Origin of the sequence: Hymenobacter negativus (assembly GCF_017571495.1) — a bacterium.
Lineage (GTDB): Bacteria > Bacteroidota > Bacteroidia > Cytophagales > Hymenobacteraceae > Hymenobacter > Hymenobacter negativus.
The window spans coordinates 171171-188179 of the sequence record NZ_JAGETZ010000006.1 but is presented as its reverse complement, the minus strand read 5'-3'; the positions used below and the strand labels follow the sequence as shown (position 1 = coordinate 188179).

15 protein-coding genes are annotated in these 17009 nt (G+C 61.1%); 4 read left to right on the top strand and 11 right to left on the bottom strand.

All coding sequences use genetic code 11. From position 1 onward, the window contains the following. Positions 1 to 79 precede the first annotated feature (79 nt). The gene (locus tag J4E00_RS14860) at positions 80 to 874 is read left to right on the top strand and encodes a porin family protein (protein WP_208175962.1); all 795 of its coding nucleotides are present in this window, start codon (positions 80 to 82) and stop codon (positions 872 to 874) included. Between the two features lie 106 nt (positions 875 to 980). On the opposite strand, the gene J4E00_RS14855 is transcribed toward J4E00_RS14860, so the two are convergent. Beyond that, positions 981 to 1577 (bottom strand): DinB family protein, encoded by a 597-nt coding sequence (locus J4E00_RS14855; protein WP_208175961.1) that lies wholly within the window; start codon positions 1575 to 1577, stop codon positions 981 to 983. Between the two features lie 157 nt (positions 1578 to 1734). Between J4E00_RS14855 and J4E00_RS14850 the strand changes: the two genes are divergently transcribed. Continuing rightward, on the top strand, positions 1735 to 2670 hold the full coding sequence (locus J4E00_RS14850) for a hypothetical protein (RefSeq protein WP_208175960.1): 936 nt from the start codon (positions 1735 to 1737) through the stop codon (positions 2668 to 2670). Between the two features lie 49 nt (positions 2671 to 2719). Here J4E00_RS14850 and J4E00_RS14845 read toward each other — a convergent pair whose 3' ends face one another. Next, entirely contained in the window at positions 2720 to 3913 is a 1194-nt protein-coding gene (locus J4E00_RS14845; protein ID WP_208175959.1) for a hypothetical protein, read from the bottom strand. Between the two features lie 252 nt (positions 3914 to 4165). Between J4E00_RS14845 and J4E00_RS14840 the strand changes: the two genes are divergently transcribed. Beyond that, positions 4166 to 4360: a cold-shock protein gene (locus J4E00_RS14840; RefSeq protein ID WP_208175958.1), complete on the top strand. Its 195-nt coding sequence runs from the start codon at positions 4166 to 4168 to the stop codon at positions 4358 to 4360. 159 nt (positions 4361 to 4519) lie between these two features. Here J4E00_RS14840 and J4E00_RS14835 read toward each other — a convergent pair whose 3' ends face one another. Beyond that, entirely contained in the window at positions 4520 to 5011 is a 492-nt protein-coding gene (locus J4E00_RS14835; protein ID WP_208175957.1) for a gliding motility lipoprotein GldH, read from the bottom strand. A gap of 113 nt (positions 5012 to 5124) precedes the next feature. Next, complete coding sequence (gene ricT / locus J4E00_RS14830) at positions 5125 to 6816, bottom strand: regulatory iron-sulfur-containing complex subunit RicT (RefSeq protein WP_236049808.1); 1692 nt, start codon at positions 6814 to 6816, stop codon at positions 5125 to 5127. Positions 6817 to 7545: 729 nt separating this feature from the next. Between ricT and J4E00_RS14825 the strand changes: the two genes are divergently transcribed. Beyond that, positions 7546 to 8355 (top strand): M57 family metalloprotease, encoded by an 810-nt coding sequence (locus J4E00_RS14825; protein WP_208175955.1) that lies wholly within the window; start codon positions 7546 to 7548, stop codon positions 8353 to 8355. Positions 8356 to 8592: 237 nt separating this feature from the next. Here the strand turns inward: J4E00_RS14825 and J4E00_RS14820 are convergent, their stop codons facing one another. From J4E00_RS14820 to J4E00_RS14790, 7 genes are all read right to left on the bottom strand, one after another. After that, positions 8593 to 11220: a S8 family peptidase gene (locus J4E00_RS14820; RefSeq protein ID WP_208175954.1), complete on the bottom strand. Its 2628-nt coding sequence runs from the start codon at positions 11218 to 11220 to the stop codon at positions 8593 to 8595. Positions 11221 to 11297: 77 nt separating this feature from the next. Continuing rightward, complete coding sequence (locus tag J4E00_RS14815) at positions 11298 to 12371, bottom strand: NHL repeat-containing protein (RefSeq protein WP_208175953.1); 1074 nt, start codon at positions 12369 to 12371, stop codon at positions 11298 to 11300. Positions 12372 to 12504: 133 nt separating this feature from the next. Next, positions 12505 to 12882 (bottom strand): hypothetical protein, encoded by a 378-nt coding sequence (locus J4E00_RS14810; RefSeq protein WP_208175952.1) that lies wholly within the window; start codon positions 12880 to 12882, stop codon positions 12505 to 12507. A 347-nt stretch (positions 12883 to 13229) separates the two neighbouring features. Then, positions 13230 to 14396, bottom strand: coding sequence for a zinc-dependent alcohol dehydrogenase (locus J4E00_RS14805; protein WP_208175951.1), 1167 nt, complete (start codon positions 14394 to 14396; stop codon positions 13230 to 13232). Positions 14397 to 14509: 113 nt separating this feature from the next. Next, positions 14510 to 15415: a hypothetical protein gene (locus tag J4E00_RS14800; RefSeq protein ID WP_208175950.1), complete on the bottom strand. Its 906-nt coding sequence runs from the start codon at positions 15413 to 15415 to the stop codon at positions 14510 to 14512. A 58-nt stretch (positions 15416 to 15473) separates the two neighbouring features. After that, positions 15474 to 16238 carry a UDP-2,3-diacylglucosamine diphosphatase gene (locus J4E00_RS14795; RefSeq protein ID WP_208176055.1) on the bottom strand — a complete coding sequence of 255 codons (765 nt, stop codon included), beginning with the start codon at positions 16236 to 16238 and terminating at the stop codon, positions 15474 to 15476. Between the two features lie 106 nt (positions 16239 to 16344). After that, a complete protein-coding gene (locus J4E00_RS14790) occupies positions 16345 to 17004 on the bottom strand; it encodes a lactate utilization protein C (RefSeq protein WP_208175949.1) in 660 nt (219 codons plus the stop codon). Positions 17005 to 17009: the final 5 nt, after the last annotated feature.

The window sequence follows — 17009 nt, the reverse complement described above, 5'->3', positions numbered from 1 at the left end:
TATCTTTGTCTCTATTAGCCAGCCGGAAAAATCCGGCAGCCTACTCTTTGTCGCTTCTTTTACCTCTTTTTCTCTTTCCATGAAAAACCTGTTTACCGCTTTGTTTCTGACAGCGGCCACGGCTACCACCGTTCAGGCTCAGACCACCGTTTCCTTCGGCCCGCGCCTGGGGCTGAATATTTCAAATTTTTCGTACAAGTATGGCAACATACCGGCTGGACTTTCCAACGAAGCGAGTGCTATCGCAGGCGTTCAGGTTGGTGGAACGCTTAATGTGGGGTTTGGCAAATTCGCTTTCCAGCCTTCGCTGCTTTTCAGCCAGAAAGGTGCCGAGTTGAAATTTTCAGCCGTTGACAACACCAATGTTCCCTACGTTACCACCATTACCTATACTGCGACGCCCAAACTCAATTATTTAGAGGTACCTCTCAACTTTGTGTACACCTCCGATACCGATAATGGCTTTCAGGTATTTGCGGGACCTTACGTAGCTTTTGGTGTAGGAGGGAACGGCTCCAGCAAACTGGCCATTACCAGCAACGACCCCGACGTACTGATGAGTGGGGCCGTTAATTCTTTTCCCATCGCCCTGACCATAGAATACGGCAGCAAGCAAAATGCCAACACGCAACTGGACGACGCCTTGAACAACGGACTGGCCAGTTCTCCGGAGGTTATTGCCACGTTTCGTCGCTTTGATGCCGGGCTCAACGCTGGTCTTGGCTACCGCGTTGGCCCATTCCAGGCGCAGATAGGCTACAGCCTGGGCCTGCTGAATCTTACCCCAAATGACCCGGACGGCAACGACACCGACGGCAAAATATATAACCGCGGCTTCCAGCTAACGGCCAACTATTTCTTTGGCAACAAGTAAGTTATCCTCGCGACGCAGCTGCCACAAATAAAAACCCGCACTGATAACTCGGCGCGGTTTTTATTTGTGGCAGCTTTAGGCGAATGCTTTTAGCGTGGATACCAGCTTAGCCCACCGATGCTTTGGCGGCCACGCCATTGCCTGTTAGCACAGCTTCTGCCTGGGCAATGTGGCGCTGAATGTGCACAACCAGAAATTCGAGCTGGTCGGTAAGGCGAAACAACAGCAGCGGGAAAATGGCGTTGGGAATGCGAATAGCGTTGGCGTTGACCTGCCGGGCCAGCAGCACAAGGCGCAGCAATTCGTCAATCTGCCGGCTGAATACCTCCGCCACGGTGCGGGGCAGCCGGGTGCCGGTGGGCGCGTAGCGTTGCGGTGTAACGTAGGTTTTCTCACTAACCGGCGCGCGCATGGCCTCAATGAAACGCCGCCCGATATAGCCTGATTTAGCAATTTGGGCTGGTTTAGAGCCGCGCTCCTGGGCCTTCTTGATGCGGGCCGCGATGCTGGGCAAGTAGTAGCCGCCCACGATGTTGAGGTGTTCCAGGCACTGACCGGCGCTCCAGCGGCTGGGGCTGGGCCGCCGGTTCAGCTCTTCGGCGCTCAAGGGCCGGAAACGTTGCTGGGCCACTACCCGCAGCACCAGCAGGTCATTGGTCAGCTGGTCGAAAAAATCAGAAGTGGCGCGGACGGCAGCGGGCATAGTGCGAGGCTAACAAGTCGTAAACATACAATTTAGCAGCGGATTCCGAATAATTTCCGACAAATCCGTCCCGGCACAAGCCCAGCAATTGAATTGGCATGGGTAACTTGGCCACATGGTAAAACAATGCTTTTGGTATAGTGGTGCACTGGTAGCCTTGTGGACCTTACCGCTAACCAACGCGCACGCCCAGGCCGTGCCTAACGCTGGCGAGCGGGTAGAAAGCCTGGTCACGTTCGGCGCGCAGTCGGACAAAATGTGGGGCGACGACGACTTCACCCAGACCTTCTTTTTCCTCATCCCCGAGCAGCAGCGTACCCCCGTTTACATCCGGGTGTGGGACCCAGACTGCGGTGGCAAAAACGACGACCTCAAGGGGCCGGCTAATACCACTACCTCGTTCAACCTGTACGGCGGGCCCGGCACATTTAGTGGCCCGCAGGCCCGGGACCCGCGCCCAACCAACCCCACGCCGCCCGGCCGCCTGCTTAAGAGCATGACCTTCGGGGCCGACCCAAAGTACGACGGCAAGTGGTACACCTTCGGCCCACTCAACCCGCTGGAAGGCGAAATGGTGGACGAGTTCAAAGGCCACGTCTTCAAACTGGTAGCCCGCGGCTTGACCGGCAACGATGGCAACTTGTATCGCTACTTTTTCAGCACCAGCCCCACCGAAAACATATCAGTAGAAGGTGGCAATGCTTTTACCTACGAGTACTGCTTCCGGCTGCCGGCTACAGCCAGCAAAACCACCGTGCACCTCTACCCTTTCGTGAACGACAAGGTGGTGAGCATTAAGCAAAGCAACTTTGATGCGGACAACGCGGCTACGCTCAACGTATTCAGCATTGCCAAAAACGGCCAGCCTGGCACCATGAGCGGCGACGGTGAATGGACCAGCAGCGTCTTCCAGGTTTCACCTAAAGAGCACGGTCTCAGCCTCGATTTTCGCCTTACATCAACCAAGCCTGCCCCCAACGACATGGTGTTCTACGTGACCGACCAGTACAACACGGCCATGCCCTTTTTTGCCATTCCGCTGGGCGGCCCTCCCCGCTACCAATACGACATCAACGTGAAGGTGCACCGATAGAAAACGCCTGTCATCCTTCGCTGCGCTCAGGATGACAGGCGTTTTCTATTTATTCGTCTGCTTCGCCATCACGGCCGGCGTTGCGGCGGGGAGCACCGTGGTCGGCGGCGTTGTCGTCGCCTTCGGCTGAGCGGTTTTCGGTGCGGGCGCTGCTGCCGTAATTGTGGTTGCGGTCTTCGCTACGCTCCTCACCTCTGGCTGGTGAGCCGGTGCGGCTGTTGGGCTGGCTGTCATCATAGGCATCGTTGTAGGAACCGCCGCGAGAGCCGGTGCCCTGAGCCGCATCACCTTTGTTAGCATTGGGCTGCACATAGCCGTTGCGCTCGTTACCAGTGCCAAAGTCCGGGGCTTCGTTGGCTTGGTCGCGGCCGCGGTCGCCGTAGCCTTGGCTACCGGCAGCAGGGCGTTGGCCACCGGTTTCGGGGTTGGCCGTGCCAGCGGTGGTGTTGGAGGGGCTAGCGGGTGCAGGCATGTAGTCCTCGTTCTGGTTGCGGCGGTCTGTCCCGGTAGTATTGCTTTGGGGGCCGACGCCCTGCATGGCCCGGAGCGAGGTGTGGCCGTAATCCTGAGCGTAGCCGCTATCGGTGCCTTTCGGCGAGCCGTTGTCGTTGGTATCGGTGGTTTTGGAGGAGGGGTCGAGGGAAACGGTGGTCCCGGCTTCGAAGCCGTACTCGGTGCGGGCATCGGGGCGCTCGTCGCGGCCGTCGTATTCGCGGTAAGAATTGGTTTGCTCGCCAGGAGCACCCGGACCGCCATAATACCGGTCCTCGGCGGTGTTGTGGGGCTCGTAGTCAGCCAGCCGGTTTTGGTTGCCGAAGCCACCGTGGGTGGCTCCCTGCTGGCCGTGAGCCCCAAACTCACCCCGGCTGGGGTCACTGTCCTGGTTGTCGCGGCGGTCCTGGTCGCGGTAGCTGCCCTGGGTGCTGTTGCTGAAATTGCCCCCGTAAGTATCGGTAGGTTTCAGGTCGTCGGGGTTGGCTTCCTTGTTTTCCTGGGGTTCGGTCTCACCATCCACGGCACCCTGGCCTACACTGGTTTCGGAGGCCGCCAACGATTCGCTGGAGGTCGGAGCAGCTGGGTTTTCCACGTTGGGCGTGCCAGCCGGAGCCGCGGCATCGGTGCCGGGCTGGCCGATGCCAGGGCCGCCGTTGTGCTGGGCGGCGGTGTTGCCGACGGGCCCATCAATGCGGTTGCCCGCAATGTCATTGGATTCGGTGTTGAGGTTTTCTTCGGCGTTTTGCATGGCGGGTGCGAGCAGGATGAGAAGCGGCACCAGGGGAATTCCCAGGCCGGTTCTGCTTACATACGCGTGCCCGAATCCGTGGTTCTACAGCAACCGGTGTGGTAGGTGAGCAGGGCTACATTGACCGGTTTTGACGGCGCAATTTTACCTTTGCCAACCTTGCACGCATGCAGCTAATTTTTAAGTACCCAACCTGGCACTGGTCGGCTGCGTTAGTTCAGGGCTCAATTCATTATTTATTACCTCCCACACATGCTTACCGGCACCGTTAAGTTTTTCAACGACACCAAAGGCTTCGGCTTCATCATCGCCGACGATTCACAAGAAGAAATCTTCGTTCATCAAACTGGCCTCATCCACGAGATTCAGGAGGGTGACCGGGTTCAGTTTAACATCAAAGCCGGCAAAAAAGGCCCTAATGCCGTAGATGTCACTCGCCTGCAATAACGGCAAGGACCAAGCCATAAAAGACCCACCAAAAACGTCATGCCGGGCGATGTCGGGGCCTCTCTACCGCAATACTAAAGCGGTAAAGAGGCCCCGACATCGCCCGGCATGACGTTCTTTTTTGATGCTCTGCTATTCCAGCTAATTGCTTCGGACGAATTACTTCTTCACCTCGTGCTTAGCCACGCGCACGCCCACGGCCATAAGACCCGGCAACTGGTCCTGGCGCATGTATTGCTCCAAGGTGAGGGTGTAGCTGCCGGCTTTGGTGAAGTGCTGGTTGGGCAGGGCCAATACTTGTAGGTCGTAGATGTCGCCGGTACCGCTGCCCTTGGGCTCGCCGGTTTTAGGGTCCATCAGCAATATCTGGTGTAGCAGCGGCGGGCCTACCGGGCCGCCGGGGCCAGTCAGGGTATGCTTCATGTAGAGGTTGTAGAAGCCGTAGGCCGGCGCATAGCGCACGTTGAAAAACACGTCGTAGCGGGCCGTCGTGTCCTGAATAGCAAAGGTGAAAGCGGGTTTTTGCTGGACGTCCCAGGAGTAGTTAGCAAAGTCCGTGTTCTGCTCAAACACCTGATTGGGGTCGCAGGCAGTGAGCATACTGAGGCAACCAATGACGAGGGCCCAGCGAAAAGCAAAGCGTTGATTCATGCGGATAGTTGGCAATCGAAAGCGAAACGGCGTAAGTTGAGCAAGCACCCAGCCTGAAGCAGCAAATAGTAAGCAAGAAATCGTCTCACTACTTGCTGCTTCAGGCGGTGCGCTTAGGAGCCAGCGGGGGCGGGGGCGGCACCAGAAGCAGCCCCGCCCTCACCGGCCGAACCGCGGCCACCACGGCGGTTGCGACCACTGCGGCCTTCGCGCCGCTCACCACCTTCGCGGGGCGGGCGGGCCTCACCACCAGCCTCGCCCGTGGGACGGACTTTTTCGGGGTTGGCCTCGCCCCGACGGGCGTTCTGGCCAGCGCCATCCCGGGGTTCGGAGCGGCGGTTGCGGCCACTGCCTTCCGGGCGCACCGCACCAGCCTCACCTTCGGGACGGGGGGCATCACCGCGGCCCCGGCCGCCGCGGCGGTTGAGTGGCCGGGCAGCCGCGCCACGCCGACCGCGCTGCTCGGCGGTATCGCCAAGGGCGGGTGTAGGGTTTTCGGTATCGCCGGGGCCGGGGCTGGTCATTTGCTCGGGCGGGCGGGGGCCGCCGGGTGCGGCACCAGCCGGGCGGCGGCCATCGCGGCCAGGGCGGCCTTCCCGACCCTCGCGGGGCGGACGGCCTTCGCGGGGCTCACGGGCTTCGCGGGGTTGTTCGGTGCCGGGTTCCTCGGCCGCGCGGGGTTCGCGCTCGGGGCGAGGAGCACGCGGCTCGCGGGGCTCACGGCCTTCGCGGGGGGCGCGGGCTTCCGCAGTTGGGGCACCCTCTTTCTCGCCCTTGCCTTTTTTGCGTTTGCTGCGCTTGCTGCTCGATTTGATTTTATCGTCGAGGCGGTCGAGGGAGCCCTCCACGATGGCCGATACTTCGGGCTCGGGGGCTTCTTCACGCGGGGGCAGCAAGGTTTCGATGACTTCGCCGCGCTTGTTCATTTCCAGCAGCTCACGCACGCGGGCCGTGTCAAGCATCACCCAGTTATTATCGCCTTTGAAGGCAAACCACATGCGACGGCGGAATATGTCGGTTTTCTGCAGAAAGGCTTCGCCCTTGCTGGTTTTGAGGGGGCGCTGCACCTGCGGAATATCCTTCAGGGCGTCGAGATAGGCGTCGAGCTCGTAGTTGAGGCAGCATTTGAGGCGACCGCACTGGCCGGCCAGCTTCTGGGGGTTGAGGCTGAGATTCTGATAGCGGGCAGCAGTGGTGCTCACCGTTTTGAAATCCTGGAGCCAGGTGGAGCAGCAAAGCTCACGTCCGCACACGCCAATGCCGCCAATGCGACCGGCTTCCTGGCGTAGGGAAATCTGGCGCATCTCGACGCGCACACGGAACTCGTCGGCTAATCGGCGGATGAGTTCGCGGAAGTCAACCCGGTCTTCAGCCGAGTAATAGAATAGAGCGCGGGTGCGGTCGGCCTGGTACTCCACATCGCTCAGCTTCATGCGGAGGCGCAGCTCGCTGACCACCGCACGGGCCCGGAACATGGTACCGGTTTCGAGGTCGCGCACGGCCTGCCAGCGCTCCTCGTCGTCAGGCGTGGCAATGCGCAGGATGTTGCGGATTTCCTTCGAGTCGGTGGGTACCTTCTTCTTGCGCATCTGCAAGCGCACCAGCTCGCCCTTGAGCGAGACGTGGCCGAGGTGCCAACCCGAGCCGGCGGCATCTACTACTACGGCATCACCGGTCACGAGCGGCAGGCGCTGGTCGTTGCGCATGAATTCCTTGCGGCCGCCTTTGAAGCGGACTTCCACCATATCGAACCCGGCAAAAGAGTCGGGAATCTCCACATCTTGGAGCCAATCGAACACATTCATGCGGGTGCAGCCGCCGGAACTGCAGCCGCCTTTGGAGCCGCAGCCTCCTACTTTGGTGGTGCCGCAGCCCCCACCGGTTGAACAAGTTGAACAAGCCATCTGGCTGAATATCTATGTGTAAAGCGGCGCTTTGTCCGGGCCGCCGAAAAGTCGGAATCTAGCAAAGATAACCCGTTTGAGAGAGGGAAAGGTTTGGGCAGAATCACACGTTTTGCGCATGTGGTAAAGCCCCCATGAAGCGGCTATTTCCCCATGGCAAGCACAACGCAACTGCTTTGATTGGCGGAGTATAGCGGGCTCATGCGAGAAGGACAACAAACAGCGGCTCCGTTACGGCCGCAACGGCACTATCCGGCACAAAGCACGGCTTGTCTTGCGCACCAACCGCCGCAAAGGCGAAAGGGGGATGAATTACCAGCAAACTCCCATAGCATGGACGCGGCTGCTATGCCCATTTGCTGCCCTAACCAAGCCTGATTGGCCAACCTCAACGGTAGTCGATAATCCAGTCTCCGCTGATTTCACTATTCTAATAGTTTGTTAGACTGCCACTTATAAAATTTTGGCATTATTGTTAATCAAAACACCAATAACATGCCATTTTTAATATCATTAAGCCGCTTTTGTTGTTCTATTCTCAAATTATTCGCCATTTACCCCACTTGCTCGCAATTTATCTGCTGCTATATTCGCCCATCACTTACCAAACAACCACAACTAAACAGTTCTATGAAAAACCTCAAACTTCTCCCACTGCTTGCGCTGGCTGGCGCGACTCTATCACTCTCGTCGTGCAGCAAAAAAGAAGACGCTGCCGTTGCTCCCGCCGCTGTTTCGCAAGATACAATGGCTCAAATTACAGCCTTGGGTTTTAGCACGCAAGGCGTAAAAGCGGTCGAAGGCGGCTACGTCGTTGAAGGCGACATGCTGCTGACGCCGGAGCTGCTGGCCAGCGCCCCTGGCTACTCCACGCTGCGCGTGGGCCAAGACGAGCAGTATCGTACCACCAACCTGGTAACCGGCCTGCCGCGCGTGCTCACGGTAAGCATCAGCAGCTCGTTTCCTTCAGCCTACGTTTCGGCCATCGATGAAGCTATTCGGCGCTACAACGCGGCCGGCCTGCGCCTGACGTTCCGGCGCATCACCTCGGGCACGGCCAACCTGCCCATCAAGTACTCGTCCAACCTGGGCGCGGGAGTGCTGGGCCAGTCGGGCGGCTTCCCCAGCGGCGGTAATCCCGCGCCGGGCTTCACGCTGGTTCCCAACGTAATTAATAGTTCGAACGTCAACTACATCGCCACTATCATGGCCCACGAGATGGGGCACTGCATCGGCATGCGCCATACCGACTATTTCAACCGGGCGTATAGCTGCGGCGGCAGTGCTTCCAACGAAGGAGCCAGTAGCGTCGGCGCTATTCTCATTCCCGGCACCCCCTCGGGCGCCGACCCCAGCTCCTGGATGCTGGCTTGCGTGGGCAACGGCGTCAACCGTCCCTTCACCGCCAACGACCTGACGGCCCTGAACTACATCTACTAACCTCGGTTAGTACGGCAACAAAAAGCCCCGGCTCCTGCGAGCCGGGGCTTTTTGTTTGGGCTTTTGTGGCGGGTATCGGGCAATTTGGCTTTGTTATCCTAAGCGAAGGACTTAGCACGAGTGAGCCATTTAGATTACTGCCAGTTGTTCAGCTTTGAGAAGGTCCTTCGCTGGGCTTAGCATGATAGGCGGGTTGAATAACTAAATAGTCAGGACCAAGTCAGCAGCGGTAGCCTCTTACTGTATTACCACCCGAATTAGCTGAGCTGGCTGCCCCGCCACCTGCACCCGCAGCAGGTAGATGGCAGGACGAAGGCCGCTGGTATCAAGCTCGTTGATTATTCCATCGATGGTGGCTTCACGCTGAAAGCGACCCAGCAGGTCGTAGAGCTGCACGGTAGCTGGGCCGGCCGTGTTGGCGGCTAGTTGCAGGGGCTGGCCGGCAGCTACCGGGTTGGGGTAAGCCTGTACCAGACCGGCCCGCAACAGGAAGGCTTCTTCCGTATCGCTGTAGAATTGCTGGCCGGCCGCATTGTCGAGGCGTACGCGGTAGAGGTAGCGGCCGGCGGCCGGCGGCTGGTCTTTGAACGTGAACGAGGTGCTGGTGACCGGGCTAATCGTTTGGACGGCCTGAAAGCTGCCATCGTCCTGCTGGCGCTCCAGCGTGGCAGACCGTAGGTTATACACCGTGCCCAGCGCCACATCGAAGTGAATGACTTCATCGACCAGCTGCCGGGGCAGGAATGAGCGAAAGTAGCACGCCGTGCCCTGCGTGGTGTAGTTGGTGGTGGGACCCGACTGGGCCACGCGCCCGCTCACGATGGGTGCCACGGCGTAATAAAGCACTGGAAGCTGCGGGCGGCTGAGCACCGTAGCGGTATCGACTGTTTGCCGCAACGGTTCGAGTGAGGTAGCACCCAGCTGGTACACCTGGTAGCGGGCCACGCCCGGGATACGCTGCCATTGCAGCAGCACCTCCTCGGGGCAAGCGTAGCCGACCTGCACCGCCGGGGCCCGCACAATGGTAAAGGTGTCGGACACAAACTCGCTGCTGCCGCTCACCAGCCGCAGTTGAGCCAGGGTGGTGGTATCGGGCACGGACCAGGTGGTTTTGGCGCTGCTCAGCACCACCGCTGGGGCTAGTACGCGCCAGCCCGAGCCGCCCGCGGGGCGGTAGTCGAGGCGGGCGGTGGCGGTGGCCGGGCCGCTCCACTGCCACCGCAGGGTGGCGGTGGTGCCGGGCCGCAGGTTGTCGGGACGTAGGGGGTTGGTCCAGGTCAGGCCGGGGGGACTGAATTCGTAGGCCAGGCTGAAGGCTTGCGGGCCCTGCGGCACGGCGAAGCCGCGCACGTGCAGCTCGTAGGTGCCGGCAGCGGGGAGCATCAGGGTAATTTGCTCGGCGTTGTTGAGGTGGTCGGGGCGGCGGCGGGCGGGGCGGGCCAACGAGTCGGCATTGGGGTAGGGGCTGAGGGCCCAGGGCAGCCAGCGCTGGCCCGTGCTCACGGCTACCAGCTCCAGGTCGAGGTCATTCACGAGGGCCTTGGCGGCATTGGCGGCGGCGGCGGGGTCGCTCCAGACCAGCGTGGCTTTTAGCTGTTGCTGGCCGGCGGGCACAGTGATGCGGAAAACCTGGTCGGTGCCTTGCGTAGCGCTGCCGCCGAAGAAGTGGCCGGCGCGCATGGCGCCCACGGCCCCGAGCGCATCAAGCTGCCCAAAGCCACTGCGGTAGTCGACTTCGGCCGGACCCAGGTCGTCGGCGCTGTTCAGGAGCAGCGCTTTGACGAGGGCGGCGGGCGGCAGGGTGCCGGCGTGCTGGTCGCGGTACTGCTGCTGAAGCAGGATGCTGACGCCCGACACCAGCGCAGCCGCTTCGGAGGAACCCCCTTCGCCGTAGGCCACTAGTTCGGGTTTGAGGCGGCCGTCGTAGGCGGGGCCGCGCGAGCTAAGGGTAGCTACCTGACCGCTGGGGTCGGTAGCGCCAACGGTCAGCGTGTTCTTCGACATTTTGAACTGTCCACTGATGTTGGCGAACCCGGCAATGCCCTGATACGCCCCGCTGGGGCTGGCCGACGAGCCTACGTTGCCGGACGAAAACACGTGCAGCAGCTGCGGCAATTGCTGAGCCTGCTGGTCGTAAGCCTGCGATTCGAGGCCGTAGTAGTTTTCAATACCCACGCCATAGGAGTGGTTTTGGACCGACACGCCGGACTGGGTAAGCTGGCTGGCATCGTCGGGCAGCAGGCGCGCGAAGTCGGACGTGGCCAGCCGCACGGCGTGGGCACCGCCCCGGCCCAGCGGGTCGGAGCTGCCGGCCCCGCCGAGCAGGGTGGCCATGGCCGTAGCATGGTCGGAATAAGGAGCGGCAAAGGTGCCCGGAGCCACCACCCGGCCCTTCAGGTCGAGGTCGGTGGGGTCGAAAGGCAGCTCTTTCACCGAGGCGGTGAGGCCTTGCCCGGTGAGGTCGGGGAAGCGGGCATGCACCGCCGAAATGGCATTCACCGAGAGGTCGGAGTTGCTGAGGCGGCGCTCTTCATGCGCGCGGCGGTCGGCTACGTCCACAAACTCCACGCCCGGCGCGGCAGCCAGCTGCGCCACCGTGAAGCCCCTGACAGTGAGCGTGCGGCCATCGGGGCCGGGCTGGGTGAGCTGCGCGGTGGGCTGGTGCTGGCGCATCCACTGCCGGAAGGCCGGACCGTCGGCCACGCGGATGCGCAACGGGCGCGGCACGGTGGCAGCTTGTAGGCCGGGAGCCTGCTTGGCCGGGGGAGCAAGGCGAGCTACTGGGGCTTGGGCACTAAGCAGCCGCGGCAGCACCAGCAGCGCGAGCAGCCGGCATACTATTGCTACGCTTCTGGCTGGCCGCATGTGCTGGGTTGAAATAAAATCGAGTAGAAAAAGACCGTTCAGTCAAAGATAAAAGCCCCAGCATGAGCGGGCCCGCCCTACTGAATGACGCGTACCGTGTGGTTGCTTTGGTCGGTGACGTACACGGCGCCGGTGGGGCCCACGGCCACGCCCATCGGGCAGTTGAAGCGGGCGGCGCCCCCGGTGCCATTGCTGCTGCCGGCCCCAAGCGGGTTGCCGGCCAGCGTGGTTACGCTGCCCGAAGGGGCAATGACGCGGATGGCATGGTTGAACCGGTCGGCGACGTATAAAGTGCCGGTGGCGTCGATGGCGATGCCGGTGGGGAAGTTGAAGCGGGCGTAGAGCGCGGCCGTGGTATCGCGGCGGCCAGTGTACCCGTTCTGCCCCGCCAGCCGCGTGACGACGCCCGCCGGCGTGACCTTGCGAATCATCCGATTCTCCTGGTCGGCCACGTACACGTTGCCAGCAGCATCGACGGCAACACCGGCGGGCTGTTCAAATCGGGCATTGGCCCCCGTGCCATCCAAGGTATCGGCGATGAGGGCCCGGCCGGCCAGGGTACTTACCACGCCGGCTGGGGTGATTTTGCGGATGGTGTGGTTGCCTTGGTCGGCCACGTAGAGGTTGCCGGCCGCATCGAAGGCCAGGCCCGCGGGGTTGCGGAAACGGGCGGCGGGGCCGCTGCCATCGGTGCTGCCAAGCTGGCCGGGCTGGCCCGCAAAGGTGCTGACGACACCCGCCGGGGTGATTTTGCGGATGGTGTGGTTGTACTGGTCGCTCACGTAGACCATGCCCGCTGCATCAACGGCCACGCCGTAGGGATACTTAAAGCGGGCCGCCGCACCAGCTCCATCGGCCGAACCCACGCTGAGGGCGGTGCCGGCCAGCGTGGATACCACCCCGGCGGCAGTAATGCGCCGGATGACGTGGTTGCTTTGGTCGGCTACGTAGGCTGTACCACTGGCATCAACGGCCACGCCAATGGGGTGATGAAAGCGAGCGGCCGAGCCGCTACCATCGGTGCTGCCGGCGCTGGTGGCCGTGCCGGCTAGCGTGGTCACGGCGCCGGTATTGAGCTGGCGGCTGATGGCGGCACTGGCCAGGGCCAGCACGGCGCCCCCCAGCACGAGGCGGGTAAAGGTTGTTGGCATCGGTATCGGAAAGGTGAGGGAAGGACTGTTCAAATATAGCGACCTTTCGCATGGGCCCGGCGAGGGCCTGCCTTTCCACAAAAATGCCCCGGCCAAACCGGCCGGGGCATTTTTATTGCGTTGCAAACAGCAGCTACGGGTTCGTCGTCGAGCCGGTGCCGGGGGCCGGGGCCTCAATCACGTCGAAGCCGTAGTCGCCGAGGGCGGCGGGGTTGGCAGCGTGCTTGGCCAGCAGGATGTCGCGGGAGCGGCGGGCCAGGTCGGTGAAGGTTTCGAGGTTGGGGTCGCGCTGGCCGTAGAGGTTCTTTAGCTCCCGCTCCAACTCTTCGATGCGCACCTGGACGGCCGCCGTTTTCTGCACTTCGGGCCCTAGCTCGTCCCAAGTAGGCGAATCGAGAATGACAAGCGGCGACTTAGTTCCCAGCTTCTGGTGCTGGGCATAGACGAGGCCGGTGAGCTTCATCAGTTCGCCGGGATTTTCGGGGATAACAACGCGCGGTTTGCGGGCCATGGTAGAAGGACGCTCAAGGGGACGTGAAACTTAAGCAGCTAAATATAAGCAGTCTTTCAGAAAAACACGCTTCAGCTATTCGCCCCTATTTCCAGAAGCTAGATTTCCCAATCTGGGCTCAGGTTTGGCAAACTTGGTCCCAGATTGGGAAACCTGAACTCAAACTTGCCAATCCCAAACTCAAGTTTGCTAAACGTGGCTTCCGGAACACCAAACCTGAGCTCAGAAATGCCAAACCCGAACTCAGGTTTGCCAAACCTGAAGTCAGGAGAGGCAAACCTGAGCCCGGGTTTGACAACCGGGCGCTTTGAAAAGGTATTCCCGGGTTCGGGAGTGGCGGCCGGCGCTTACTCGCCGGGCTTCAGCACCACCTTCACGCAGCCGTCCTTCTTATGACGGAAGATGTCGTAGCCGTGCGGGGCCTGCGAGAGCGGCAAGCGGTGGGTGATGATGTCGTCGAGCTTCACGTCGCCGTCCGACACGTGCTTCAGCAGCTTGTCGATGTGCTTGTGGGCGGGCGCCTGGCCGGCCTGGATGATAATGCCCTTGTCGAAAATCTGACCCAGCGGGAAGTTGTCGAACGGCGTGGCATACACCCCCAGGATGGACACGAACCCGCCCCGCCGCACGGCGCTGATGCAGGCCAGCACCACCTTGTCGGAGCCTTTTTCGAGGTTCACCACCGACTTAGCGCGGTCCAGGATGTTGCGGTCGGGCTCGAAGCCCACGGCTTCCACGCACACGTCGGCGCCGCGGCCATTGCTCTTGCTCCGGATTTCGTCGACCACCTGCTGGTGGCTTTCCCACAGGATGCACTCGGCGTTGGCCGACTTCTTGGCCATGTCGAGGCGGTACTGCTGGGTATCGACGATGATAACGCGGCTGGCCCCGCGCAGCCAGGCCGATTTGGCAGCCATGATGCCCACCGGCCCGGCTCCGAAAATGGCAATGATTTCGCCACCCTTCACATTGGCCCAGTCGATACCGGAATAGCCCGTTGGGAAGATGTCGGTGAGGAAAAGGACTTGTTCGTCGGTTAGGTTGTCGGGCACTTTGCGGGGCCCTACGTTGGCATAGGGTACGCGCACGTATTCCGCCTGGCCGCCGTCGTAGCCGCCATACAGGCTGGTGTAGCCGAAGAGGGCGCCGCCTTTTTCGGTCAGCAGGCCGCCTTCAGGGCCGTAGTGGTCGGGGTTGGAGTTTTCGCAGTGGCCGGGCAGGTCGTGGTTGCAAAACAGGCAGTGGCCGCAGGCTACTGGGAAGGGCACTACCACGCGGTCGCCGCGCCGCAGGTTGGTCACGCCCTTGCCCACTTCCTCCACAATGCCCATGAACTCGTGGCCCAGGGTCTGGGGCGTGGGTTGGGGCAGGCTGCCGTTGTAAATGTGCAGGTCGGACCCGCATATGGCCGTGCTCGTGACGCGGATAATGGCATCGCGCGACTCGTGGATTTCGGGGTCGTCAACGGTGTCGACGCGCACATCGCGCATGCCGTGAATTCGGAGAGCTTTCATGAAAAAATGCTGAAAGTGGAAAGGAAGAACTATTGCTCCTAACGCCGCGCTTTTTTTCAGGTTGCTACGGTTCAGCCAATGTGCGCCGGTAACCTCCGCCCTACCCCACCCCCTTACATCTGATATACAGCCACGCCCGCCGCCGTGAAAATGTAAGCGAAAGTTTCGCCCACCAACACCTGCCGCACGGCCCCGGGGTCGAGGCCGGCAGGAAGGGCCACGCGCCGCTCGGTCTGGTTGTAGAGGTGGAAAAAGTGCAGCGCCCCGCCATCCAGGTAGTACAGCTCATCGCTCCGAAAGCCCACCATGCTCAGCCCTGTGAAGGGCAACTTTTTCTTGTAATTCCCAAGGTTGTCGAACACGTAGATGCCGGTGCTGCGGTCCACCAGATAGGTGTTGTTCTGGTACTGCCTGATAAACCGGAAGTCCGGCCGGGAGCGCCCGATGATGAGGTCCAGTGGGGTGTTTTGCACCTGACGTAGGGTATTGGGGTCGAATTCGCGCAGTGTCAGGGTGCTCTCATCGAGCAGCCAGATAAAGTTGTCGGGTGCCAGCGTAGCCACGCGCACCGTGCCATCGAGCACATCCCCCAGCCGCACCTCACTGATGAGTGAGAGGAACCTATCCAGCAATACCAGCTGCTGCCGGTCGTCGTTGAAAATCATGGTTGTGGTCACGTTCCAGGCTTCTACCTGAGCCGCGTGGCCCGGCTGGGCGGGCGCATAAGTGCTCAGCGGCAGGCCCTCGGGGCCGTATTGGCGCAGATTGTTGTCGGCATCGGCCACGTACAGCACCCCGCGCCGGTCCAGCGACGCAGCGCCCGGATTGGGCAGCTTAATAAGACGCAGCATCTTCCAGGCGGCCACGGTAGGCGCGGCGCTGGCATCATCTTTCGGAGCGGGTGCGGCCTGCACCGGGGCCACCGCCTGGGTAGCCGCCGGAGCGCTGGAAGCAGCGGAAGGCACGGTAACCTGGGCCTGGACAGCGTTTAGCGCTAAAAACCCAAAAGCCAGGGCCATAATTAGGGCAACACGGATGAGAGGCCGGTGGTGAGCCTCAGCGGTCGCGCCATCCCTTTTACTGCTCAAAATGCCGCAAGGCCAGTTCGTTGCCATCATACACGCCATAAGAACGATAATTGACCCATTCGCCGAGGTTTACGTAACGGCTGCCGGCCGCCACTTCTACGTCGAGGGGCAAATGACGGTGGCCAAATACGTAGTAGTCGTGGTGCAAACGCGTTTCCAGCTCGCGGCAGTATTGCAACAGCCACTCTTCATCGCCGAAATAGGTAGCATCGTCCTTGCCGGTCTGCATGCGGCTGCGTCGGCTCCACTTGTTGGCCATGCCAATACCGAAATTGGGATGCAGCCGCGCAAACAGCCACTGCGCCACCCCAGAGGTGAACACCTGCTTCAACGCCTTATAGCTGTAGTCTTTCGGCCCCAATCCGTCGCCGTGCCCGATGTGGAACATCTTATCCCCAATCCGCTGGCTCACTTCCTGCCGTAGCACCGGAATCCCCATTTCCTGAGTGAAGTAACCAAACATCCACATGTCGTGGTTGCCGGTAAAAATGGTGATGGGCATGCCCCCATCAGCCAGTTCCGCCAGCTTCCCCTGCAGCCGGATAAAGCCGCGCGGCACCGCGTGCCGGTACTCAAACCAGAAATCGAACAAGTCGCCCAGCAGGTAGATGGCTGCCGCATTGTGCGCTACCTCATCCAGCCAGCGCACAATGCGTTTCTCTCGCGCCAGCGAAGACGCCGCATCGGGCGCACCCAGGTGGAAATCGGAAGCAAAATAGACCTTCTTGCCAGGTGGCAACGCAAGGTCAGACAGCAAATGGGGAGACTTCAATGCTAATGACTAACGGTTAGTGGCTAATGAGTAAGGGGTGGGCTGACTGGTGGCCGGCTAAACGGCATTCATCACTAGCCGTTAATCATTAACCGTTATTTTCCTCTTCTTCCAGCAAAAACAGCGCGATGCGGCGCGGGCCGTGTGCGCCCAGCACCAGCGTCTTTTCAATATCGGCTGTGCGGCTGGGACCGGTGGTGAGCGATACCATCGACGGCAGCTGCTGGGCGCCGTAGCGCTCCTGCATTACCCGCAACGCATCACCAATTTCGGCCACCACTTGGCTGGGCCGCGCTAGCACCAAATGCTGGTCGGGGTAGATGCTGAGCCGCCGTCCGCTCTCCGTAGCCGCCGATACCAGCACGCTACCAGTCCGCGCCACCAGCGCCTCACAAGATGTCAGACTGAGGTCGGCATTGGCGATAAAGTCTGCCTCGTCAGCCAAAAACTCGATACCAGCGGCTTGCAGCACCGCCTGCAAATCAGACTCCCACACATAAGGAGGCCCTACCTGCTGCCGCTCCTGGAAAGCGGCCAGTTGCACCGCCAACTGCTCCAGCGACTCGCAATAGTAAAACTCGCCACCCACGCGCTGAAAGCTTTCGGCAAAAGCCACCACAATATCAGGGTTGTTGAGCGGCGGATGCACGGGAGCCGCAAAGTCGGGCCGGGGCGGCAGCGGCGCAGGTCCGGCTGCCAAACCCTGACGGATTCGGGCCAGCACGGCGTCGCGGGATGTATTGGACATAAGTG

What these genes read in the sequence shown, in the direction of transcription:
- J4E00_RS14860 (WP_208175962.1), top strand. Translation starts at nt 80, where the DNA reads ATGAAAAACCTGTTTACCGCTTTGTTTCTGACAGCGGCCACGGCTACC.
- J4E00_RS14855 (WP_208175961.1), bottom strand. Translation starts at nt 1,577, where the DNA reads ATGCCCGCTGCCGTCCGCGCCACTTCTGATTTTTTCGACCAGCTGACC.
- J4E00_RS14820 (WP_208175954.1), bottom strand. Translation starts at nt 11,220, where the DNA reads ATGCGGCCAGCCAGAAGCGTAGCAATAGTATGCCGGCTGCTCGCGCTG.
- J4E00_RS14810 (WP_208175952.1), bottom strand. Translation starts at nt 12,882, where the DNA reads ATGGCCCGCAAACCGCGCGTTGTTATCCCCGAAAATCCCGGCGAACTG.
- J4E00_RS14815 (WP_208175953.1), bottom strand. Translation starts at nt 12,371, where the DNA reads ATGCCAACAACCTTTACCCGCCTCGTGCTGGGGGGCGCCGTGCTGGCC.
- J4E00_RS14825 (WP_208175955.1), top strand. Translation starts at nt 7,546, where the DNA reads ATGAAAAACCTCAAACTTCTCCCACTGCTTGCGCTGGCTGGCGCGACT.
- ricT (WP_236049808.1), bottom strand. Translation starts at nt 6,816, where the DNA reads ATGAATGTGTTCGATTGGCTCCAAGATGTGGAGATTCCCGACTCTTTT.
- J4E00_RS14800 (WP_208175950.1), bottom strand. Translation starts at nt 15,415, where the DNA reads ATGGCCCTGGCTTTTGGGTTTTTAGCGCTAAACGCTGTCCAGGCCCAG.
- J4E00_RS14845 (WP_208175959.1), bottom strand. Translation starts at nt 3,913, where the DNA reads ATGCAAAACGCCGAAGAAAACCTCAACACCGAATCCAATGACATTGCG.
- J4E00_RS14805 (WP_208175951.1), bottom strand. Translation starts at nt 14,396, where the DNA reads ATGAAAGCTCTCCGAATTCACGGCATGCGCGATGTGCGCGTCGACACC.
- J4E00_RS14840 (WP_208175958.1), top strand. Translation starts at nt 4,166, where the DNA reads ATGCTTACCGGCACCGTTAAGTTTTTCAACGACACCAAAGGCTTCGGC.
- J4E00_RS14835 (WP_208175957.1), bottom strand. Translation starts at nt 5,011, where the DNA reads ATGAATCAACGCTTTGCTTTTCGCTGGGCCCTCGTCATTGGTTGCCTC.
- J4E00_RS14790 (WP_208175949.1), bottom strand. Translation starts at nt 17,004, where the DNA reads ATGTCCAATACATCCCGCGACGCCGTGCTGGCCCGAATCCGTCAGGGT.